At 72.2% G+C, this 20,289-nt stretch carries 19 protein-coding genes; 6 read left to right on the top strand and 13 right to left on the bottom strand.

The annotated features are described in order from the left end of the window. Positions 1–111 precede the first annotated feature (111 nt). Positions 112–792, top strand: a complete 681-nt coding sequence (locus AB0F52_RS04125; protein ID WP_360164323.1) for a hypothetical protein — start codon at positions 112–114, stop codon at positions 790–792. Here AB0F52_RS04125 and AB0F52_RS04120 read toward each other — a convergent pair. The 3 genes from AB0F52_RS04120 to AB0F52_RS04110 all read right to left on the bottom strand — a co-directional run bounded on the left by AB0F52_RS04120 (position 789) and on the right by AB0F52_RS04110 (position 3,364). Beyond that, entirely contained in the window at positions 789–1,064 is a 276-nt protein-coding gene (locus AB0F52_RS04120; protein ID WP_360164321.1) for a hypothetical protein, read from the bottom strand. The two genes, AB0F52_RS04125 and AB0F52_RS04120, sit on opposite strands and share 4 nt — an antisense overlap. A 150-nt stretch (positions 1,065–1,214) precedes the next feature. Beyond that, entirely contained in the window at positions 1,215–1,856 is a 642-nt protein-coding gene (gene pcp / locus AB0F52_RS04115) for a pyroglutamyl-peptidase I (RefSeq protein WP_360164319.1), read from the bottom strand. Positions 1,857–1,930: 74 nt separating this feature from the next. Beyond that, positions 1,931–3,364 carry a M1 family metallopeptidase gene (locus AB0F52_RS04110; protein ID WP_360164317.1) on the bottom strand — a complete coding sequence of 478 codons (1,434 nt, stop codon included), beginning with the start codon at positions 3,362–3,364 and terminating at the stop codon, positions 1,931–1,933. Positions 3,365–3,510: 146 nt separating this feature from the next. Between AB0F52_RS04110 and AB0F52_RS04105 the strand changes: the two genes are divergently transcribed. Continuing rightward, positions 3,511–6,678 carry a BTAD domain-containing putative transcriptional regulator gene (locus AB0F52_RS04105; protein WP_360164315.1) on the top strand — a complete coding sequence of 1,056 codons (3,168 nt, stop codon included), beginning with the start codon at positions 3,511–3,513 and terminating at the stop codon, positions 6,676–6,678. 126 nt (positions 6,679–6,804) lie between these two features. On the opposite strand, the gene AB0F52_RS04100 is transcribed toward AB0F52_RS04105, so the two are convergent. Both AB0F52_RS04100 and AB0F52_RS04095 read right to left on the bottom strand, forming a co-directional pair. Next, entirely contained in the window at positions 6,805–7,611 is an 807-nt protein-coding gene (locus AB0F52_RS04100; RefSeq protein WP_360164313.1) for an ABC transporter permease, read from the bottom strand. Further along, on the bottom strand, positions 7,608–8,594 hold the full coding sequence (locus AB0F52_RS04095) for an ATP-binding cassette domain-containing protein (RefSeq protein WP_360164311.1): 987 nt from the start codon (positions 8,592–8,594) through the stop codon (positions 7,608–7,610). The genes AB0F52_RS04100 and AB0F52_RS04095 overlap by 4 nt, the downstream gene beginning before the upstream one ends. 105 nt (positions 8,595–8,699) lie before the next feature. Between AB0F52_RS04095 and AB0F52_RS04090 the strand changes: the two genes are divergently transcribed. After that, positions 8,700–9,716 carry an endonuclease/exonuclease/phosphatase family protein gene (locus tag AB0F52_RS04090; protein ID WP_360164309.1) on the top strand — a complete coding sequence of 339 codons (1,017 nt, stop codon included), beginning with the start codon at positions 8,700–8,702 and terminating at the stop codon, positions 9,714–9,716. Here the strand turns inward: AB0F52_RS04090 and AB0F52_RS04085 are convergent, their stop codons facing one another. Then, positions 9,717–10,517, bottom strand: a complete 801-nt coding sequence (locus AB0F52_RS04085) for a Sir2 family NAD-dependent protein deacetylase (protein ID WP_360164307.1) — start codon at positions 10,515–10,517, stop codon at positions 9,717–9,719. It abuts the gene before it with no gap. Beyond that, the gene (locus AB0F52_RS04080) at positions 10,510–10,821 is read right to left on the bottom strand and encodes an antibiotic biosynthesis monooxygenase (protein ID WP_360164305.1); all 312 of its coding nucleotides are present in this window, start codon (positions 10,819–10,821) and stop codon (positions 10,510–10,512) included. Before AB0F52_RS04080 ends, AB0F52_RS04085 begins: the two co-directional genes overlap by 8 nt. Before the next feature lie 51 nt (positions 10,822–10,872). Between AB0F52_RS04080 and AB0F52_RS04075 the strand changes: the two genes are divergently transcribed. Beyond that, positions 10,873–12,261 (top strand): AAA family ATPase, encoded by a 1,389-nt coding sequence (locus tag AB0F52_RS04075; RefSeq protein WP_360164303.1) that lies wholly within the window; start codon positions 10,873–10,875, stop codon positions 12,259–12,261. On the opposite strand, the gene AB0F52_RS04070 is transcribed toward AB0F52_RS04075, so the two are convergent. Further along, the gene (locus AB0F52_RS04070) at positions 12,247–13,662 is read right to left on the bottom strand and encodes a M1 family metallopeptidase (RefSeq protein ID WP_360164301.1); all 1,416 of its coding nucleotides are present in this window, start codon (positions 13,660–13,662) and stop codon (positions 12,247–12,249) included. The two genes, AB0F52_RS04075 and AB0F52_RS04070, sit on opposite strands and share 15 nt — an antisense overlap. Positions 13,663–13,737: 75 nt before the next feature. Here AB0F52_RS04070 and AB0F52_RS04065 point away from each other — a divergent pair, with 75 nt between their 5' ends. Further along, entirely contained in the window at positions 13,738–14,484 is a 747-nt protein-coding gene (locus AB0F52_RS04065) for an alpha/beta hydrolase (protein ID WP_360164299.1), read from the top strand. Positions 14,485–14,593: 109 nt separating this feature from the next. Here AB0F52_RS04065 and AB0F52_RS04060 read toward each other — a convergent pair whose 3' ends face one another. From AB0F52_RS04060 to AB0F52_RS04040, 5 genes are all read right to left on the bottom strand, one after another. Further along, positions 14,594–15,550, bottom strand: a complete 957-nt coding sequence (locus tag AB0F52_RS04060; RefSeq protein WP_360164297.1) for an N-acetylmuramoyl-L-alanine amidase — start codon at positions 15,548–15,550, stop codon at positions 14,594–14,596. A gap of 63 nt (positions 15,551–15,613) precedes the next feature. Then, positions 15,614–16,489 (bottom strand): A/G-specific adenine glycosylase, encoded by an 876-nt coding sequence (locus tag AB0F52_RS04055; protein ID WP_360164295.1) that lies wholly within the window; start codon positions 16,487–16,489, stop codon positions 15,614–15,616. A gap of 9 nt (positions 16,490–16,498) precedes the next feature. Continuing rightward, the gene (locus AB0F52_RS04050; RefSeq protein ID WP_360164293.1) at positions 16,499–17,449 is read right to left on the bottom strand and encodes a glycosyltransferase; all 951 of its coding nucleotides are present in this window, start codon (positions 17,447–17,449) and stop codon (positions 16,499–16,501) included. 46 nt (positions 17,450–17,495) lie between these two features. Then, complete coding sequence (locus AB0F52_RS04045; protein ID WP_360164291.1) at positions 17,496–17,987, bottom strand: carbonic anhydrase; 492 nt, start codon at positions 17,985–17,987, stop codon at positions 17,496–17,498. A gap of 100 nt (positions 17,988–18,087) precedes the next feature. Next, the gene (locus AB0F52_RS04040; protein WP_360164289.1) at positions 18,088–19,188 is read right to left on the bottom strand and encodes a LacI family DNA-binding transcriptional regulator; all 1,101 of its coding nucleotides are present in this window, start codon (positions 19,186–19,188) and stop codon (positions 18,088–18,090) included. 186 nt (positions 19,189–19,374) lie between these two features. Here AB0F52_RS04040 and AB0F52_RS04035 point away from each other — a divergent pair, with 186 nt between their 5' ends. Continuing rightward, positions 19,375–20,289, top strand: coding sequence for a zinc ABC transporter substrate-binding protein (locus AB0F52_RS04035; protein ID WP_360164287.1), 915 nt, complete (start codon positions 19,375–19,377; stop codon positions 20,287–20,289).

The raw sequence follows: 20,289 nt of genomic DNA, 5'->3' as shown, positions 1-20,289 counted from the left end.
CCGGCCGGCAGGGGCGTTTGCGAACGGTGTGCCCCAGATCACGAGTGCGGTGCCGTACCGCCGATCGGGCGAAATTCGTCCGTGGTGGGAGGGTTCGCCGCTCCTCCCTGCATGAGCACAGCCACGGAAACGAGCACGGTCACGGAACCTCGCGCGCCGACCGTGCGGAGCCGGTTGCGCGAGGCAAAACGCTTCTCCTGGACGGGCTTCGCGGTCACGGTCGGGGCGTCGCTGCTCGGCACGCTCGTCCCGGCGGCGATCGGGGCCGGCCCGGAGGCGACGCTGATCTCCACGCTGGTGGTCACGGTCCTGGCGGCGGGTGGGTTCACCGCCAAGGACGGCAGCGCTCGCGGCATCAAGGCGATCGCGATCCTGCTGCTGGCAACGGGTGCGCTGGTTCTGACGGTGACCGGGGTGACCGTGCTCGACCTCGTGCGCGGGCGCTCGGCGACGTTCCCGGGCGTGCCGGAGGTGGCCGCGGAAGCGCGGGTCGTCGTCCCGGAGTCGGTCACCTGCCCCGCGACACCCGTGCACACGACGACGACCTGCGTGGTGGCGGTCCGCAGCGTCGGCGCGAGCGCGTTGCGGGTCAGCGGGATCGAGGTGGACAGCACGGACTTCGCGGTGGACGCGAGCGCGTGCGTCGGCCACGAGGTGGCGCCGGGCCGCCGGTGCACACTGGTCGTCAGCTTCACCCCGGCCCGGAGCGGCGACCGGGTCGCGGACCTGACGGTCCACCACAACGTCCCGGGCCCGGCGGCGTTCGTCGAGCTCACCGGCCGGAGTGGCTAGCCGCGGGTCAGCCGCGCCCCGGCGGCGAAGGCGATCCACGCCTGCACGGTCCCGAACGCGAGCGCCGTGACCAGGACGGGCGGGCCGTGGACCGACGCGACCGCGCCGTACGGCTCGACGAGGACGACCGGCAGGAGAAACGCCCCGGTGAGCACCCGGCGCCGTGGCTCGATGCCGCCCAGCGACAGCACCGGCCACATCACGAACCCGGCGAACAGCGGGGTGACCACGACGAGCGCCGGGACCCAGAAGATCTCCCCCAGCCCGCACATGCTTTCGGGGTTGATCGCCCGGGTCGGCCGCGCAGGACTGCCGCAGGTAAGAGCTGACCGCGTGCGCGAACGCGCCGATGCCCGCGCCGGTCAGCAGGGCCGTGACGCCGACGGTCAGCACCGCCCCGGGTCTCGCCCAGCCATCGCTTTTCAAGACTCCGCGCCCGCGCTGACCTTCAGGTCTTCGGTGACCCGCAATGCCGTGTCCGCCAAGGCTTCCAGCGCGTCGGCGATCCGGTCCACGCTCAACGACGGCTCGGGCTTGCCCGCGGCCGCGACCTGCTCCGGGCTGAACGGGACGTGCACGAACCCGCCGCGCACCTCCGGGAATTCCGTGGCCAGCAGGTGCATCAACCCGTAGAACACCTGGTTGCACACGTACGTCCCGGCGGTGTGGGAGACCGACGCCGGGACGCCCGCCGCGCGGATCGCCGCCACGCAGGCCTTCACCGGCAGCGTCGTGAAGTACGCCGCCGGGCCCTCCGCGACCACCGCTGCGTCCACCGGCCGGTCGCCCGCGTTGTCCGGGATGCGGGCGTCGATCAGGTTGACGGCCACCCGTTCCGGGGTCACCTCGGCGCGGCCGCCCGCCTGGCCGGCGCAGACCACCAGCGACGGCCGGTGCTCTTCCAGCGCCCGCCGCAGCGTGGGCAGCGACGTCGCGAATTCGCAGGGCAGCTCCACCGCCGCGACGTCGTCACGACGCGCGCCCACCAGCGAAACCGCCTGCCACGACGGGTTGACCGGCTCGCCGCCGAACGGCGCGAACCCCGTCATCAGCACCCTGGCCATGTCGCCTCCCGGAGCGGAGCGAAAAACGTCGAGGCCACCCTACGTCCGCAGGGTGGCCTCGACGACGACCGCGCTCAGGCGGCGGGCTTCAGCCCACCCGGGTAGAGGTACTGGTCGGCCGGCTTGCCGGTGCCGTACACCCACGCGTCGAAGAAACCCTGGAGGTTCCGGTGCGCGGCGAATTCGGTGAACCGCTGGAACTCCTGCATGCTCGCGTTCCCGTCGCGGTGCAGCGACGGCCAGGTCTTCAGGACCCAATCGAACGCCGGCTGCCCGATGTAGTTGCGCAGCGCGTGCAGCATCATCGGGCCCTTCGAGTACACGTAGGTGAACTCCTGGCCCTGGCCCATGTCGTACAGCTTCCCGTTCCAGAACGCTGTGGAAGCCTTCTTGACGTTGTCGGCGTACTGCTTGTTCAGGTCGACGCCTTCCTTCGCCTCGTTCCACAGCCAGGTGGCGTAGGAGGCGAAGCACTCGTTGAGGCAGACGTCGCGCCAGTGCGCGACCGCGACCGAGTCGCCGTACCACTGGTGGGCGTTCTCGTGGACGATCGTCGGCACCGTGCCGGCCCAGCCCGCCGAGTAGATCGGCCGGCTCATCGTCTCCAGCGAGAAGCCGATCTGCTCGTTGAGGAAGATGCCGCCGGCGGCGTCGATCGGGTACTTGCCGAACTTCGACTCGAGGAAGTCGAGGATCTCCGGCAGCCGCGCCTCGGCCTGCTTCGTCGAGTCGGGGACTCCCGGAGCGAACGCGCTGACGATCGGGGTGCCGTCCTTGCGCTTCTGGCGGTCGAAGGTCCACTTGTCGATCGCGACCGTCGTCATGTACGGCACGATCGGCGTCTCTTCGGCCCAGACGTGCGTGGTGCCGCCCGGCGCCTTGACCGACGGCTTCTCGCGGCCGTTGGCGATCACGCCCCACTCGTCGGGCACGGTGATGGCCAGGTGGAACGTGGCCTTGTCGAGCGGGGTGTCGTTGACCGGGTACCAGGTGGTGGCCGACTTCGGCTCGCCGGCGACGAACGCGCCGCCCGCCTGGGCGAACTGCCAGCCGTTGTTGCCGAGCGCCGGGTCGTCGATCGGCGCGGGCACGCCGTGGTAGGCGATGTTCACCTTGAAGCGCTGGCCCCGCCAGAGCGCCCGCGACGGCGTGATGACCAGCTCGTGGTCGCCGGTGCGGCTGAACTTCGCGTCCCGGCCGTCGACCTTCACCGAGTCGACGGTCAGGCCGTGCAGGTCCAGGTTGAACGAACTGAGCGACTGCGTCGCCCGCGCGGCGATGTCCTGGTCGCCGGTCAGCTGGTGCGACGCCGGATCGTAGCTGACCTTGAGGTTGTAGTCGGCGACGTCGTAGCCGCCGTTGCCGTCCTGCGGGTAGTAGCTGTCGCCGGTGCCGTCGCTGCCGGGCTTCGGCGCGCCCCAGCCTTCGCCGGCCGCGGCGACGCCGGTGCCCAGGCAGAGACTGGCGACCACGGCGGCCGCCACCACGGCCGGTTTCTGTCCCCTCATGAACGCTCCTGTCCGTGTCGGTGGACCTCGTCCGCAACGTATCGCCACGAACGGGTGGTCCGGGAGATCGTGTCGTATTTGTCCGGATAATCAGCACTTCCGTCGGCCCGCCCCGGCGGCGAGCCGACGTCTGGAAAGCTGGACACATGCGCGTTGCGCTGCTGGGCCCGCTGCGGGCAGCGGAAGACGACGGCACGCCGATCGACATCGGCGGCGCCCGCCTCCGCATGCTCCTGGCCAGGCTCGCGCTGGACGCCGGGCGCGCGGTCCCGGCCGACGCGCTCGTCGACGGCCTTTGGGGCGCCGGACCGCCGGCCGACGCGGCCAACGCCTTGCAGTCGCTGGTCTCGCGGCTGCGGAAGGTGCTGCCGGTGGCCGTCGAATCCGGGCCGGGCGGGTACCGGCTCGCGGTGGCGGCCGGCGACGTCGACGCCGAACGGTTCGAACGGCTCGCCGCCGAGGGCCGCCGCGAGCTGGCCGCGGGCCGTGACGCGCGCGCCGCCGGCCTGCTCACCGAGGCGCTCGCGCTGTGGCAGGGCGCCGCACTGGCCGACGTCCTCGACGCGCCCTTCGCGCCGGCGCCGGCGCGGCGGCTCACCGAGCTGCGGGCCGAGGCGGCCGAGGACCGGTTCGAAGCGCTGATCCGGCTGGGCGAGTACGCGGCGGTCCTCGCCGACCTGGCCGTGGCGGCCGACGCCGACCCGCTGCGCGAGCGGCTCACCGGGCTGCGGATCCGCGCGCTGTGCGCGGCCGGGCGGCAGCCGGAAGCGCTGGCCGTCTACGCCGGGTTCCGCCGCACCCTGGCCGACCAGCTCGGCGTCGACCCCTCGGCCGAGCTGCAGGAGATCCACGTCGCCGCGCTGCGCGGCGAGTTCGCGCCGCCGTCGCCGGTGGCCGACCGGCTGCCGACCCGGCTGACCACGTTCGTCGGCCGCGACGACGAGCTCAAGCTGCTGGCCGAGCTCCTGGGTGGCGCCCGGCTGGTCACCCTGACCGGCCCGGGCGGGGCGGGCAAGACCCGGCTGGCCACCGAGGCGGCGTCGCGGCACCCCACGCACCAGCGGGGCCGGGTGTGGTTCGCCGCGCTGGCCGGCGTCCGCGACCCCGACGACGTCGCCGGTGCGCTGCTGGGCGCGCTCGAGGTCCGCGAGATCCGCGCCGAGACCGAGGTCCACCGGCGGCCACCGGATCCGGTGGAGCAGGCCGTCGAGGTGCTCGGCGGCGAGGAAGCACTGCTGGTGCTGGACAACTGCGAGCACGTCGTCGACGCCGCCGCGCGGCTGGCCGACGAGCTGCTGCACCGGGCACCGCGGCTGCGGATCCTGGCCACCAGCCGCGAGCCGCTGGCCATCACCGGGGAGGCGCTCTGCCCGCTCGGCCCGCTGCCGGTGCCCGCGGAACGCGCCGCGCCCGCGGAGGCCGCCGAGCTCGACTCGACCCGGCTGTTCCTCGACCGGGCCGCCGCCGTCCGCCCCGACTTCGTCCTCGATGAGTCCACTGTGGACCACGTGGGGCAGATCTGCCGCCGGCTCGACGGGATGCCGCTGGCACTGGAGCTGGCCGCGGCGCGGCTGCGGTCGATGACCGTGGCCCAGATCGCCGGCCGGCTCGGCGACCGGTTCCGGCTGCTCACCTCGGGCAGCCGGACGGCGCTGCCGCGGCAGCGGACGCTGCGTGCGGTCGTCGAGTGGAGCTGGGAACTGCTGGCCGAGCCCGAGCTGGTGCTGGCCCGGCGGCTCGCGGTGTTCGCGGGCGGGGCGGAACTGGCCCCGATCGAGGCCGTCTGCGGTGACGAGCTGCTCCCCGCGGCCGACGTGCCGTACGTGCTCGGCAGCCTGGTCGAAAAGTCCATAGTGGACACCGTGGACGCCGGCGGCGAGCCGCGGTACCGGATGCTCGAGACGCTGCGGGTGTACGCCACCGAGCGGCTCGTGGAGTCGGGGGAGCACGACCGCACGCGCCGGGCGATGGCCCGCTACTACGCCGAACTCGCCCAGCGGCTGGAGCCGACGCTGCGCACGGCCGACCAGCTGCGGGCGATCGACCAGTACGAAGCCGAGAGCGCCAACATGATCGCCGCCCTGCGCGGGGCCATCGAGATGTCCGATGTGGACAACGCGGTCGCGTTGCTGGACGGGATGTTCTGGTACCTGACCATCCTGGGCCAGGGCGGGCGGATCGGCTCGCTGCTGCGCGAGACCCTCGAGTTCGGCGACCGGCTGCCCCCGGCGGCCCTGGCCGCCTACCGGGCGCTCGGCTACCTCATGGACGCGGTCCCGGTCCGGTCGGACCAACCCGCGATCCTCCGCCTGGTCGACGCCTGCGTGCGCACCGAGGCGGTGGACCGCTACCCGGGTCTCGCGGTGGCGCTGCCGATGCTGGCCTTCCTGGGCGGGGATCGCGAGATCGCCGTCCGCGAGGTGAGCCGGGCCGCGCGGCACCCGGACCAGTGGACCCGCGCCGGCGCGCACTGGGTGGAGAGCTTCCTGCTCGACGACGAGGGCGACGTCGAGGGGGCCGACCGGGCGCGCGACCTGGCCCACGCCGGGTTCGAGGCGGTCGGCGACCGCTGGGGCATCGCGATGACGCTGAGCTTCAAGGCGTACTCGCTGTCGCAGAACGGCGACAGCGCCAAGGCCATCGAGACCTACCAGCAGGGCCTCGCGCTATCGATCGAGCTGCGGTCGTACGAGGACGCGGTGCAGCACTGGTGGCGGCTGGCCGTCGAGCGGGCGCGCGCCGGGGACTTCGAGGGTGCCTGGCGCGATCAGGAGGCGGCGGAGCGCTACGGCGAAGGCATCACGAACCTGCAGCACCGCGCCATCCTGATGTTCGGCCGGCTCGAGCTGCTGCTGCGCACGGACCGGCTGGGCGAAGCGCGGGCGCTGCTCGACCGCGTCGCCGCGATGGGTGGCGACGACTGGTTCCCCGGCGGGATCGGCGACGAGTTCATCCACGCCTTCGAGGCGCGGATCCTGCTGGCCCAGGGCCGGGTGGACGAGGCCGAGCCGCACGCGGTCATCGCGATCCGGGCGACGAACCAGCGCGGCGACATGCCCGACCTGGCCGGGGTGGTGGAACTGCTGGCGATCATCCGCGAACGGCAGGGCCGTCCCGAGACGGCGACCCGGGTGCTCGCCGCGTCCGCCGTCATCCGCGGCCGGCTCGACCGGGGCAGCCCGGAGGTCCGGGCGCTCATCGACACGCTGCGCGCGGCGCTCCCGGACTACGACTCGCGCTACGAAGAAGCCCACCGGGTGTCCAAAAAGGACGCGATCGTCCGGCTGCTGGACGAGCTGCCTCCGATGCAGTGAATGACTCATTCCTGTCATCCGAAGGCAGGAATGAGTCATTCACTGCATGCCGGTGGGGACGTCCGCCCCCGCGAACGTCCCCACCGGCTTCCCCCTGGCGCGACTCACCCCCGTGTGGCGCGCCGTTCAGACCCGCTTGCGGTAGGCCCAGGTGGCCAGCGGGAAGAACACGATCACCGCACCGGCCATCCAGGCCAGCGCCCCGGTCAGCGGGCCGGCCACCGCGCCGCCGTTCATCAGGCCGCGCAGCGCGTTCGCCATCAGGCTGACCGGGCTGATGTCCGCCCACGCCCGCAGCCAGCCCGGCATGGTGTTCGTCTGCACGAACACGTTGCTGCCGAAGGTCAGCGGCATGATGAAGACGAACATCAGCGCCTGCGCCGAGCCCGGCGACTTCATCACCATGCCGACGAACACCGAGGCCCAGCAGAAGGCCAGCCCGAACGCCAGCGCGAGCAGGATCGCCACGGCGAACTCGCCGGGGCTGGTCGCGATCCGGTAGCCCATGATCGTCGCCACGACCATCAGCACCGCCAGGCACACGACGTACCGCACGACGTCGGCGAGCACGGCACCGATCAGGGGTGCCGAGCGGGCGATCGGCATGCTCCGGAACCGGTCGAACACGCCCTTGGTGACGTCGGTGTTGAGGTTCGTGCCCACGGTGAGGCACGCCTGCAGGATGTTCATCACGATGATGCCGGGCACGACCATCTGCAGGTAGGCGTCGGTCGAGCCGGACAGCGCGCCGCCGAACAGGTAGACGAAGATCACCAGGAAGACGATGGGCATCAGGGTGACGTCGGCGAGCTGTTCGGGGTTCTTGCGGATCTTCAGGATGCCGCGCCACGCCAGCGAAAGCGCGTGCTGGAACCCCTTGCCGGGGCTGATGTGCCGCGGCGGGGCCGGGCGGTCGAGGGCCAGCGTCGTCATGCCAGGCTCCCTTCGAGGGTCTTGTCCGAAGAAGACACAGCGGACTGTTCGGCCGTGTGCCCGGTCAGGGCGAGGAACACCTCGTCGAGGCTGGGCAGCCGCAGCGCCAGCTCGTCGGCGGTGATCCCGGCTTCGTCCAGCTTGCGGACCAGGGTGGACAGCAGCACCGGGTCGTTGACCGGCGCGGTGAGCAGCCCGGAGGCGTCGTCGCGGGTCGGCCGGACGCCGGAGAGGTCGCCGAGGATCCGGTTGACGGCGTCCATGTCGGACAGCTGGGTCGGCCGGACCTGCAGCGTCTGCCCGCCGACGCGGCGCTTCAGCTCGTCGGCGCGGCCGTCGGCGACGACCCGGCCGTGGTCGAACACGGTGATCTTGTCGGCCAGCTGGTCGGCCTCCTCCAGGTACTGCGTGGTCAGCAGCACCGTCGCGCCTTCGGCGACGAGGCCGCGGACGACGTCCCAGACCTCGTTGCGGGCGTGCGGGTCGAGGCCGGTGGTCGGTTCGTCGAGGTAGAGCACCTCGGGCCGGCCGACGAGGCTGGCGGCCAGGTCCAGCCGCCGCCGCATGCCGCCCGAGTACGTCCGGATCGGCCGCTTGGCCGCCTTGGTCAGCTCGAACCGCTCGAGCAGCTCGGCGGCGCGGGCCTTGGACTGGGCGCGGGAGTGGCCGTACAACCGTCCGATCAGGACGAGGTTCTCGATGCCGTTGAGGTCCTCGTCGACCGACGCGTACTGCCCGGTCAGCCCGATCAGGCTGCGGACGCGGACCGGGTCGGCGACCACGTCGTAGCCCCCGACCGTGGCTCTGCCGGCGTCCGGTTTCATCAGGGTCGCGAGGATCCGGACGGCGGTCGTCTTGCCCGCGCCGTTCGGCCCGAGCACCCCCACGACCTGCCCGAACGGGACCTCGAGATCCACCCCGTCCAGCGCCGTCGTGTCCCCGAACTTCTTGACCAAGCCCTCGGCTTGGATCGCGTGCGACATGGGCGTCCTCCTTCGCTCGTCGCTTCTGCGATCACAGTGCGGGTTCGCGCTGGCAGGCCACGCACAGCGCGCTGTCAGCGGCTGGCAGGCGCTGGTGGAGATCTTGTGGAGGAGTTGTCGGCGCCCGGGCCGACCGGCGCCGGTCTCGGCATACTCGGCAGCATGGTGCTTGCGGAAGAGACGCGGTCGCGGCGGAAGAACCCGCTCGTCACGGGCCTGCTGGTGGTCCCGGTGGTGCCGTTGGCGCTGCTGGCGGCGCTGCGCCTGCTCGGCTTCGACGGCGGCTGGTACACGCTGGTCGCCCTGGCGCTGACGCCGTTCGGGGCGGCCGCGGGTGCGCTCGCCGGCGGGCTCGCGCTGGCGTTGCGGCGGTGGTGGATCGGCGGGGTCGCGCTGGTGCTGGCGCTCGCGCTGGCCGTCCTCGTCCTCCCGCGGATGTCGGCGAGCGAACAACGCGCCGTGCAGGGCAAGACCCTGCGCGTCCTCGCTTCGAACCTGCTCTACGGCCGGGCGGATCCGAAAGCCGTCGTCGACCTGGTGCGCGAGCAGCGGATCGACGTGCTGAACCTGGTCGAGATGACGCCGTCGGCGGTCGACCGGCTGACCGCGGCCGGGCTGTTCGACGTGCTGCCGTACCGGGTGCTGCACCCGGCGCCCGGCGCGTTCGGCTCGGGGATCGCGGCTCGCTTCCCCCTGAAGGAGGTCAACCTGACCGGTGACTCGGCGGCCAAGCAGCCGGGCGCGGAGGCCGACCTGGGCGACGGGGTGGTAGCCGAAATCGTCGCCGTCCACCCGATCTCCCCGGACGTCGACACACCGGGGTGGGAGCGCGAGATCAAGGACCTCTCGCAGCCGGCGGGCGAGCACGGCCTGCGCATCCTGGCCGGCGACTTCAACGCGACGCTGGACCACGCGGCCTACCGCACGGTGCTGGCGCGCGGCTACCGCGACGCGGCGGAGGAGCGCGGCGAAGGACTGGCCCCGACGTGGCCGTCGTCGCTGCCGGTGGTGACGATCGACCACGTGGCGGTGGACAACCGCGCGGCGGTGCTGGACTACCGCGTGTTCGACGTCGCCGGCAGCGACCACCGGGCGGTGTTCGCCGAGGTCCGCCTGCCGTGATCAGCCCGGCAGGAGCCGCGTCAGCGTTTCCAGCGCTCCGGCGGCGATCGACACGCCACGGCCGTGCCGGATCCCGGGTTCCCGCGGGTTGATGCGGACCAGCGCGCCGGTGGCCGCGCTGGCCAGTTCGGCGTAGCGGCGGACGGTCGGGACGGCTTGGCCCGCGCCCAGTTCCACCACCACGAGGTCCCGGGCGGTCCGGCGCCACGCCGTCAGCTCGTCCAGCTGCGCCTGGCTGCGGTCCGGGACCCAGGAGACGTCGCCGAACATCAGGATGTTGGGCCGGGCGAGGCCGCCGCAGCGGGGGCACGACGGCAGCGGCGGCACCGCACGCATCGTTTCCGGGTCGATCGACACAGTGACGCCGGCGGCCGGCCAGATGTCGTCCGTGCACCCGGCCAGGCACTGCAGGTGGTGGATGGAGCCGTGCGCCTCGGCCACGAACTCGAAGCCCGCCGCCTGGAACTGGCCGTCCACATTGGACGTGAACACGCGGGCGCCGTGGGGCAGCTTCGCGCCGAACTCGCGCAGCAGCCGGAACCCGTCGTGCGGCACGGTCTTGCGGTAGAGCTCCAGCCGGTGCCCGTAGAAGCCCCAGGCCAGCTCGGGGTCGCCGGCGAAGTGCCGCGGATCGGCGAGCTCCTCGAACCGCAGCCCGAGCCGGGCGTACGGCGGATACGCGCGCCAGAACCCTTCGCCGCCGCGGAAGTCCGGCAACCCGGAGTCGACACCCATACCGGCGCCGGCGCAGATCAGCAGCGCGCCGGCGCCGTCCAGGAGCTTGGCGGCGAGCTCACTCACCCGGCTGCGAACCGAGGACGACCTCGAACTCGAGCAGGTTCGCGCCGGTGGACACGGGCTTGGCGCGCTCGCCCGCGTGCGCGGCCGCGGCCGGGCCGCCGGTCGCCCACGCCTGGTAGTGCTCCTCGGTCTCCCACTTCGTGTACACGAAGTAGCGCGTCTCGCCGGAAACCGGCCGCAGCAGCTCGAAGCCGAGGAAGCCCGGCTGCTGGTCGACGGAGTGCATGCGCGCGGCGAACCGCTTCTCCAGCTCGGGGCCGGCCCCCTCGGGGACCTCGATCGCGTTGATCTTCACGACACTCATGCCGTCCACCATAGTTGGCTCGGCAGTGTGATCCGTGCCACTGTGGGAGACATGGGGAGCACCGAGCGCGACCTCGCCACCGATCTCGCCCGGATCATCCGCGCCACGGCCGACGAGGTCGCGGGCGGCGGGGGCAGCGAACTGATCGAGCGCGTGACCGGCCACCTCGGGGCGCCGTTGCCGGAGGTGGTGGTCGTCACCCGCAACTGGCCGATGTGGGAGCACGCCAACATCCAGCGCGGGGTCGACGCCTACCTGGCCGCACACGGCACGGCCGTGGGCTGGTTCGGCATCGCGGGCGGCCAGCGCACGCACGAAGACCTGATCGGGATGCTCGCCACCGCGCGCAGGCAGGGCATGTACGAGCTCGGCTCGGTGGACTACACGACCACGGCGATCGGGCCCGACACCGCGACCGAGGCGGTGCAGCTCGGGCTGGTCGGCACGCACGCCCCGGGCGGCGAGCCGGTGCTGCTCGCGATCCGCGGCGCCAACCCGCAGTGGGGGCTGGAGCAGTGCCGGCTGGAGGTCCTGGCGACGTCGCGCGCGACCGCCACCGAGGTGCGCGACCGCGTCGAGCGCCTGATGGCGGAGCGCGACCTCCTGCGCGGCCAGGTGCTGGCCTTCGGCACCAGCGAGCACCGCGGCAACGAGCTGCTCACGTTCCTCCCGCGGCCGGCGCTGACCGGCGAGGAGGTCGTGCTGCCGGACGGCGTGCTCGACGCGATCGAGCGGCACACGATCGGCATCGCGCAGCACGGCGAGCGGCTGCTGGCGGCGGGCCAGCACCTCAAGCGCGGGCTGCTGCTGCACGGCCCGCCCGGCACCGGCAAGACGCACACGGTCCGCTACCTGATGGGCCGCCTGCCGGACACCACGGTGATCATCCTGACCGGCACGGCGATGAAGCTCGTTGGCAAGGCCGCGGAGCTGGCGCGGCGGCTGCAGCCGAGCGTGGTCGTGCTGGAGGACGTCGACCTGATCGCGCAGGACCGCAGCTACGGGCCGATGGTCCAGCCCCTGCTGTTCACGCTCCTCGACGCGATGGACGGCGTGGGCGGCGACGCCGACGTCACGTTCCTGCTCACCACCAACCGGGCGAGCGAGCTGGAAAAGGCCCTCGCGGACCGCCCGGGCCGTGTCGACCTGGCGGTGGAGATCCCCCTGCCGGACGCGGCCGGACGTGAAGCGCTGCTGCGGCTGTACGCGCGCGGCCTGAAGCTGACGGCGGACCTGGGCCCGGTCGTCGAGGCGACGGCGGGGATGACGGCGTCGTTCGCGAAGGAGCTGTTGCGCCGCGCTTCGCTGCTGGCGCTGGGGGTGCGGCCGGAGGAGGACGTCGTGGTCGGGGATGCCGAGCTGACCACGGCGTTGCGGGAGATGCAGGACGCCCGGAGCGCGCTGACGCGGTCGCTGCTGGGCAGTTCAGCTGCGCAGTGAGCCGGGGAACAGGTCGGCGTCCGCGGGGAGCTTCGTGCCGCGGAACCAGGTGTCGAAGAACGGCCGCAGGTTCTTGCCGCCGAGGCGGGTCGCCATGGCTTCGAAGTCGGACCAGGTCGCGTTGCCGTGGCGGTAGCGGGATGGCCACTCGCGCAACAGCTTCGCGAACGCCGGGTCGCCGATTTCGCGGCGCAGGGCGTGCAGGGCCAGGATGCCCTTGTTGTAGACGCCTTCGAATTCGTGGCCCTGCCCCATGTCGACCAGCTTCTGCGCCCAGAAGTCCGTGCTGCCACGGGTGATCTCGATGGCCGCGCGGTAGCGGTCGTCCAGGTTCTGGCCCTCGCGCTCGGCCCACAGCCACTGCGAGTACGACGCGAAGCACTCGTTCAGGCAGACGTCGGACCAGCTGCGCACCGAGACCGAGTCGCCGAACCACTGGTGGGCGTTCTCGTGCACCAGCGTCGGCAGGTCGGCCCACTTCGCGTACGTCGGCCGGGTCTGCGTCTCGAGCGAGAACGGGACGTCCTCGTTCAGGAAGATCCCGCCCGCCGCCGACTGCGGGTACGGGCCGAACTTGGCGGTCAGGAAGCCGAGCACCTCCGGGAGGCGGTCGCCGACCGCGCGGCGGCCTTCGACGCCCGGCGCGTACGCCGAGACCACCGGGGTGCCGTCCGGCAACGTCGAGGAGTCGACACCGAACTTGCCGATCGCGATCGTCGTCAGGTAGCTCGCCACCGGGTTGACCTCGGTCCAGGTGCCGGGCGGCCCTTCGCGGCCGTTCGAGAGCACCGTCCAGCCCGCCGGGACGTGCGCGGTGAGCGTGAAGGTGGCCTTGTCGCGCGGGGTTTCGTTCGCCGGGTACCAGAACGCCGCCGAGTGCGGCTCGCCGACCATGTACGCGCCGCCGTCGGACGAGTGCTTCCAGCCGTTCTCGCTGCCGCCGTCGTGCGGGGTCTTGGCCGGGTCGCCGCCGTAGCGGACCCGCGTGCGGAACGTCGTCCCGGCCCGGATCGGGGCCGGTGGCGTGATGACCAGCTCGAAGGTCTTCTCGCGGCTGAACTTCGCCGGCTTGCCGTCGACCTCGACGCTGTGCACGTCCAGCCCGCGCAGGTCGAGGTCGAACCGGCTCAGGTCCTGGGTGGCCTTCGCGGTCACCGTGGTGTCGCCGTCGAGGTGCCCGCTCGGCGGGTCGTACTTGACGTCGACCTGGTAGCCGAGCGCGTCGTAACCGCCGTTGCCGTCATCGGGGTAATACGGGTCGCCGGCGCCGGCCGCGCCCGGCACCGGGTGCATGGGTGGCAGCGGAGGCGGCGCGGGCGGCAGGGCGACGGCGTCGCCGCCGCACGCCGCGGCGACGATCACCGCGGCGCAGACGGCCAGGGCGGTGAGTCGTCGGCGCACACCCACCACCATAGGTGATGGACAGCGACGGTTTGGTCACGTTCCGCACCAGGGGTTTTGTGGTTAGGTGGCCGCGTGCTCTGTTTCGGCGGCAGCGGCGTGCCGATCGTTCTGCTCCACGGCCTGATGGGCCGGGCGCGGACGTGGTGGCGGGTCGCGGAGTGGCTCCGGCCCTACGGCGCGGTGTACGGCCTGGACGCGCGCGGCCACGGAACCGCGCCGCGCGTCGGGCCGTGGACGACCGAGCGCTTCGCCGACGACGTCGCCGAAGCGCTGCGGACCCTCGACGCGGGCCCGGCGGTGCTCATCGGGCACTCCATGGGCGGCCTGCACGCCTGGGCGACCGCCGCGCGGCACCCGGAGCTGGTGCGCGCGGTCGTGTCGGAGGACTTCGCGCCGGACCAGCGCGGCCGGACCGTGGAGACCTGGCGCGGGTACTTCGAGAGCTGGCCAGTCCCGTTCTCCTCGCTCGACCACGTCCGGGAGTTCTTCGGCGACGCGGGCGGGTACTTCGCGGACTGCGTCGAGGAGCGTTCCGATGGGTTCCACCTGGTCGCCGACCTCGAGGACCTGTACGTGATCGCCGCCGAATGGGGCCGCCGGGACTACTGGGACGTCGTCGAGGCGATCCGCTGCCCGTTGCTGCTGGTCGAGGGCGAGCACACGGCGATGCCGCCGGGCCAGCAGGCGCTCGTCGCCGACCGGGTCCCGGGCGCGAAACACCTGGTGGTGCCGGGTTCGGCCCACCTGCCCCACGACGAAGCCCCGGAGACCTACCGCGGCGCGGTGGAGGCCTTCCTCGCCCAGGTCCTGACCCGCTGAACCGGACGGCACGCGTACCTGGACGGACGACACGGCGAGCGCTTCGTTGAGCTGCCGTGTCGTCCAACCGAGTACGCGTGTCGTCCAGCCGGGTACGCGTGTCGTCCGGCTAGGTGCGGGCCAGGTCCGCTCGCCAGGCCGCCGTGGAGCGATCCGACGGGACGATCAGCGGCCAGACGTCCGCGCCCAGGAAGCCCGTCTCGTCGGACGCCTTGGCCGCGGTGCACGTGTCGCGGGTCAACCCGGCCTGAACGGACAAAGCGGTCACCGCGTCCTTTGTGGACTTCCCGAAGACGCCGTCGGTGGGGACGTCGAACCCGGACCGCCGCAGGAACTGCTGTGCCACCTGCACCTTCCGGCCCGTGTCGCCCGGCTTGAGCAGCGGCCACTCGGCCTCGGCACGCGTGACCGCGACGCCGAGGACGCGGCCGACGGCCGTCCGGAGCTCCGGCAGCCGGTTGTAGAGCACCTGGCCGGGGCACTCGGTCGAGTTGAAGTCGCGGTGGCCCTTGATGAACTCCGGGGCGATGCCGTACTGGCTCGCGATGTAGGCGACGAGCGAGACCAGCGAGTTCCACAGGGCCGGCGGCACGTCGACCGTGCTGTACAGGCCCTCGTTCTCGATGCCGATGACCTCGCTGTTGTGGTTGCCGACGTTCGCACCCTGGACGTGCTGCGTGCCGCCGCGCAGGATCTCGAGGCTGCGGTGCCGGCCTTCGGTGATGAACCCGCCGCGGCTGTTCGTGAACTGCTGGCCGCTGTCGATCCAGCCGTTCTTGTCCATGTGCAGGTTCTGGATGTAGCGCGAGACGTAGAACGCGCGCGCCAGCGAGAAGTCGTCGTTCATCGGCGGGTCGACCGCGTGGTGCACGACGATATACGTCGGCTTGTGGTTCTCCACCACGATCGGGCCGGTGGCGGGCCGGGCGCCCCAGTCGGACGTCGGGTGGATCGTCGGTGCCGGCACGGCCGCGCCGGCCGTTCCCGTGGTCGTCATCCCCAGTGCGCCGGCCGCGGTCGCGGTCACCCCCGCCTTGAGCAGGGTCCGGCGGTCAACAGTGACCATACGTGAAACGGTAACTCCGGAACGCGCCGATGACAACTATTGACCAACTTTGGTCGTAACGCGTCAGTGTTCGCCCGGGAGTGCGAACAACCCGTCTCGGGTCTGCTCCAGCAGGCCGTCGACCAGCAGGGAGTCCAGGCAGCGGTCGCGCTGGCCGACGTCGTGCCAGACGAGGTCGAGGCGGGCCTTGTCGACCGGGCCTTCGCTGCCGCGCAGCACGTCGAGCAGTCGCCCGCGGACGTACCGGTCGGTGCCCGCGTACCGCTGCACCGGCTTGGCCGGGCCGGCGTACTCGGGCCGGCCGGCGTGCTGCCACGCGCACTCGTCGTAGATCGGGCAGTCCGCGCACTTCGGGGCGCGCGCGGTGCAGATCAACGCGCCCAGCTCCATGATCGCCGCCGAAAAGCGAGCCGCGGGCGCGTCCTCGACCGGCAGGAGTGCCTCGACGTCGGCCATGTCCCGGGTGTTGGACGCGGGCCCGGCATCGCCGGCGCCGTGCACCGCCCGCGCGACGACCCGCCGCACGTTCGTGTCGACGACCGGCGCCCGCCGGCCGTAGGCGAACGCGGCGACGGCGCGCGCGGTGTAGGCGCCGATCCCGGGCAGCGCGAGCAGAGTGTCCACATCGGACGGAACGACGTCCCCGTGTTCGCGCGCGATCACCCCGGCAGCCTCGTGCAGCCGAAGCGCGCGGCGCGGGTAGCCGAGCTTGCCCCACGCCCGCACGACCTCGCCCTGCGACGACGCGGCCAGCGCCGAGGGCACCGGCCAGCGCGCCATCCACTCGAGCCAGATGGGCTGCACCCGGACGACCGGGGTCTGCTGGAGCATGATTTCGCTGACCAGGACACCCCAGGCCGAGCAGGTGGGCTCGCGCCACGGGAGATCCCGGCCGTGCGCGGAGAACCAGTCGAGCAGTACGTCAGCGTCCACAGCCACGCCGGGAGGCTACTTCGCGTACTTCGGCAGCTCGCGAGCGACCTCGTCCGGCGACGGCATGGCGGCGATCTCGTCGGCGAAGGCGCGGGCCGCCTCGCCGCAGGAGGACGCCTTCCGGGCCTGTTCGGTGACGGCGTCCGCGCTCAGTTCGCCGGGCAGGAGGCGCAGTGCGGCACCGGCGGCCACGAGGGTGTCGGCGTTGGCGAACTGGTCGGCCCCCTGCGGCAGGACCAGCTGCGGCACGCCCGCGGCGAGCGCGCCCAGCGTGGTGCCGCTGCCGCCGTGGTGCACGACCAGGTCGGCGTGCGGCACCACCGCCGCCTGGGAAACCCAGGCCCGCAGGGTGACGTGGTCCGGCACCGGTCCGAGGTCCTCGGGACGCACCCGTCCGGTGGCCACCACGAGGGGAACGTCGAGGGCGGCCAGCCCCTGGATCGCCGTCGTGAGCACCTCCGGGGTGCCGAAGGCGGTGCCGAGGGTCAGGTAGATCAGCGGCCCCCGGAAGTCGCCCGGCTCGGAGAAGGGAACGGGACGCAGGGCGATGCGCTCGGCGGTCGCGAGGAAGTCCGCCTCCTGCACCGACGGCGGGCAGATGTCGAGGTGCACGCCGCCGGTGGGGCGCTCGAACCCGATGTCGCGCGGGAACATCCGGCCGAACCCGTGCCAGAGCGACGGGATCCCGGCGCGCCGGGCGGCCACGGCCACCTCGGGAACACCCCACCCGTGCACGACCAGGTCCGGGCGCAACCGGGCCAGGTCCGGCTCGAGGTCTTCGGCGTAGATCTCGTAGAACGAATCCGCGGGCCGGAACGGGTTGAGCCCGAGCCGGTGCAGCGGCACGTGGACGTGCTCACCGGCGGCGAAGTGCACCTCGTGCCCGATGTCCCGCGCCGCGAGCGCGAGCGGGACCATCGGGTACGTGTGGCCGGCGGACGCGAGCCCGGCGAAGAGAATGCGCATGCTCGCCCCATTCGGATGTCGAGAACATCTGAATGGGAACGATAGCCTACTCGACCTCGGTGAGCTTCCCGGTCTTCACGTCGTAGACGAACCCGCGCACGTTCTCGGTGTGCGGCAGGTAGGCACTGCGCCGCACCCGCTCCACCGACGTCCGGACGCTGTTCTCGACGTTGCGGAACGCCTCGACCGACCACGTCGGCCGCAGGCCCGTGTCGCTCTCGAGCTCGTCCTTGAAGTCGTCCTCGGTCACCATCGAGAGGCCGCACTCGGTGTGCTGGACGATCAGCACCTCGCGCGTCCCCAGCTTGCGCTGGGAAAGGGCCAGCGAACGGATCATGTCGTCGGTCACCACGCCGCCCGCGTTGCGGAGGACGTGCGACTCGCCTTGCAGGAGGCCGAACAGCTCGAACACCCGGATCCGGGCGTCCATGCAGGTCAGGACGGCCACCTGGAGTGACGGCTTCGGGGACGACCGGTCGCCGGGCGTCACCTCGCCGAGTTCCTGGTTGCGCTTGAGCAGTACGTCGATCGAGGTCATCGGTCACCTTCCGGCCAGTGGCCCCGCGGCGCGGGCGTACCACTCCATTTGACCTGGTGAGTACCCCGGCGGGCAATGCACTAAGGGCAATGTCACGACGTCAGCCGCCGAACCACGGCTCCTCGACCGTCCGCGGCGGCGCCGACGTCCGCCCGACGCGCAGCTCGGTCGGGAGGGTGATCGTCTTGGGTGCGCTCCGCTCGCCCGAGCTGAGCAGCAGCCGCCCGGCCACCTTGCCCTTCTCCAGGACCGGCTGGTGGACCGTGGTGAGCCCGATGCGCTCGGCTTCGGCGATACCGTCGAAGCCGGTGACCGTGAGGTCCTGCGGCACCCGCAGCCCGCGCCGCTCGGCCTCGGCCATGGCGCCGAGCGCGAGGATGTCCGAGGTGCAGATCACCGCGGTGATCTGCGGGTAGGCGTCCAGCAGCTGGCGGGCCGCGGACGCGCCGTCGTCCACCGTGTGGTCGAAGCGCTCGACCACCGGGACGCCCGCCCAGTCGACGCCCGCCGCCGAGAACGCGACGGCCAGTGCCTCCAGCCGGGTGCGCTGGACGTGGAAGTGCGCGCCGCTCTGCCGTGTCGCGGAGACGAAGTCGTCGTTGCGCTCGCGGGCCAGCCGCATGCAGATCACGCCGACCTGCCGGTGCCCCAGCGACACCAGGTGCTCGGCGATCTTGCCGACGGCGGCGGCGTCGTCCGGGCCGACGCGGTCGATGCCCTCGATGCTCGGCTGGTCGATGATCACCGTCGGCACCGGCCGCTCGAGCACCGCGGCCAGGTGCGGGTCGTCGTCCGGCACGGAGTAGACGACGAAGCCGTCGACGCCCGCCCGGTGCACCGCGGCGACGTCCTCGCGGCCCGGGCTGGCCGGCACCAGGTGCAGGCCGACGCCGGCGTCTTCGCAGGCCAGCGCCAGTCCTTCGAGGACACCGACGGCGGCGGGGTCGCGGAAGGCGTAGGAGAGGTTCTCGGTGAGCAGCAGCCCGACCGCGCCCGCCTTGCGCGTGCGCAGGGAGCGGGCGACCGGGTCGGGTCCGGGGTAGCCGAGGCGCCGCGCGGTCTCGAGGACGCGGCGGCGCAGTTCGGGGGACAGCTGGTCCGGCCGGTTGTAGGCGTTGGACACCGTGGTCCTGGACACACCGAGCTCCGCCGCGAGCGACGCCAGCGTCGCCTGCCTCCGGGTGCGAATAGGACGTCCCATCAGCAAACCGTAACGGTTCAGATCGGTTTCCTGAAGAGACACCCCGCGTGGTCGATGTCTCGATCCGCATGCGCGGAGACGCATACACCAAAGCGCGATCCGATGGCCAGAAAGTCATCCGGATGGGGTAAGGTGAATCTGACAACGGTTTCCATTAGCGTCTGCGTCTCTCTCAGGAGTCCCCCGATGAGTTCTCGTCGCACCAGGAGCGTGCTCGCCGCCGCTTCGGTCCTGTCCGTGTTCGCCTTGGCCGCGTGCTCCGGCGGCGGGTCGTCTTCCGACGGCGGCGGCGCGCAGGTGGGCAGCGACGGCAAGGTCGAGGTCGTCGCGTCGACCGACGTCTGGGGCAGCGTGGCCGCCGCCGTCGGCGGGCAAAACGTCGAGGTCAAGTCGGTCATCCACGACCCGTCGGCCGACCCGCACTCGTACGAGACCACGGCGGACGACGCCCTCGCCGCGAAGGGCGCGCAGCTGCTGCTGTCCAACGGCGGCGGGTACGACGAGTTCTTCGGCAAGCTCACCGAGCAGGCGGGGAGCGCGAAGAAGCTCGTCGCCTACGACATCGCCGCGACCGGCGACGAGAACGAGCACGTCTGGTACGACCTGCCGGGCGTCGGCAAGGTCGCCGACCGGCTCGCCGCGCAGCTGGGCGAGCTCAAGCCGGCGGCCAAGCAGCAGTTCGCCGACAACGCGACCGCGTTCAAGGCGAAGGTCGACGCGCTCGAGAAGCGGCTCGAAGAGCTCGGGACCACCCACCCGGGCACGAAGGTCGTCGTCACCGAGCCGGTCGCCCACTACCTGCTGGCGAGCGCGAAGATCACCGACGCGACGCCCAAGGCCTTTTCGGACGCGGTGGAGAACGACACCGACGTCCCGGCCGACGCCGTCAGCGCCTACAAGCAGCTGATCGCCACCAAGCAGGTGAAGGCGCTGATCGACAACGAGCAGACCGTGACGCCGCTGACCCAGGACGTCGTCAAGCAGGCGAAGGAGGCCGGGATCGGCGTGGTCGGCGTGACCGAGACGCTGCCCGCGGGTGTGACGGACTACATTGGCTGGATGACCGGGGAAGTCGACGAGCTGGCTGGGGCGTTGAAGTAG

The organism is Amycolatopsis sp. NPDC024027, assembly GCF_040638975.1.
Taxonomy (GTDB): Bacteria; Actinomycetota; Actinomycetes; order Mycobacteriales; family Pseudonocardiaceae; genus Amycolatopsis.
Note: the sequence above shows the minus strand (reverse complement) of the source record. Positions and strands in the feature narration are given on the sequence as shown.

Bases quoted from the DNA above. Each gene is read 5' to 3' on its own strand.
- AB0F52_RS04045 (WP_360164291.1), bottom strand. From the start codon at position 17,987: ATGACCTCGATCGACGTACTGCTCAAGCGCAACCAGGAACTCGGCGAG.
- AB0F52_RS04095 (WP_360164311.1), bottom strand. From the start codon at position 8,594: ATGTCGCACGCGATCCAAGCCGAGGGCTTGGTCAAGAAGTTCGGGGAC.
- AB0F52_RS04125 (WP_360164323.1), top strand. From the start codon at position 112: ATGAGCACAGCCACGGAAACGAGCACGGTCACGGAACCTCGCGCGCCG.
- AB0F52_RS04050 (WP_360164293.1), bottom strand. From the start codon at position 17,449: ATGCGCATTCTCTTCGCCGGGCTCGCGTCCGCCGGCCACACGTACCCG.
- AB0F52_RS04110 (WP_360164317.1), bottom strand. From the start codon at position 3,364: ATGAGGGGACAGAAACCGGCCGTGGTGGCGGCCGCCGTGGTCGCCAGT.
- AB0F52_RS04080 (WP_360164305.1), bottom strand. From the start codon at position 10,821: ATGAGTGTCGTGAAGATCAACGCGATCGAGGTCCCCGAGGGGGCCGGC.
- AB0F52_RS04035 (WP_360164287.1), top strand. From the start codon at position 19,375: ATGAGTTCTCGTCGCACCAGGAGCGTGCTCGCCGCCGCTTCGGTCCTG.
- AB0F52_RS04075 (WP_360164303.1), top strand. From the start codon at position 10,873: ATGGGGAGCACCGAGCGCGACCTCGCCACCGATCTCGCCCGGATCATC.
- AB0F52_RS04060 (WP_360164297.1), bottom strand. From the start codon at position 15,550: ATGGTCACTGTTGACCGCCGGACCCTGCTCAAGGCGGGGGTGACCGCG.
- AB0F52_RS04100 (WP_360164313.1), bottom strand. From the start codon at position 7,611: ATGACGACGCTGGCCCTCGACCGCCCGGCCCCGCCGCGGCACATCAGC.
- AB0F52_RS04120 (WP_360164321.1), bottom strand. From the start codon at position 1,064: ATGTGCGGGCTGGGGGAGATCTTCTGGGTCCCGGCGCTCGTCGTGGTC.
- AB0F52_RS04105 (WP_360164315.1), top strand. From the start codon at position 3,511: ATGCGCGTTGCGCTGCTGGGCCCGCTGCGGGCAGCGGAAGACGACGGC.
- pcp (WP_360164319.1), bottom strand. From the start codon at position 1,856: ATGGCCAGGGTGCTGATGACGGGGTTCGCGCCGTTCGGCGGCGAGCCG.
- AB0F52_RS04040 (WP_360164289.1), bottom strand. From the start codon at position 19,188: ATGGGACGTCCTATTCGCACCCGGAGGCAGGCGACGCTGGCGTCGCTC.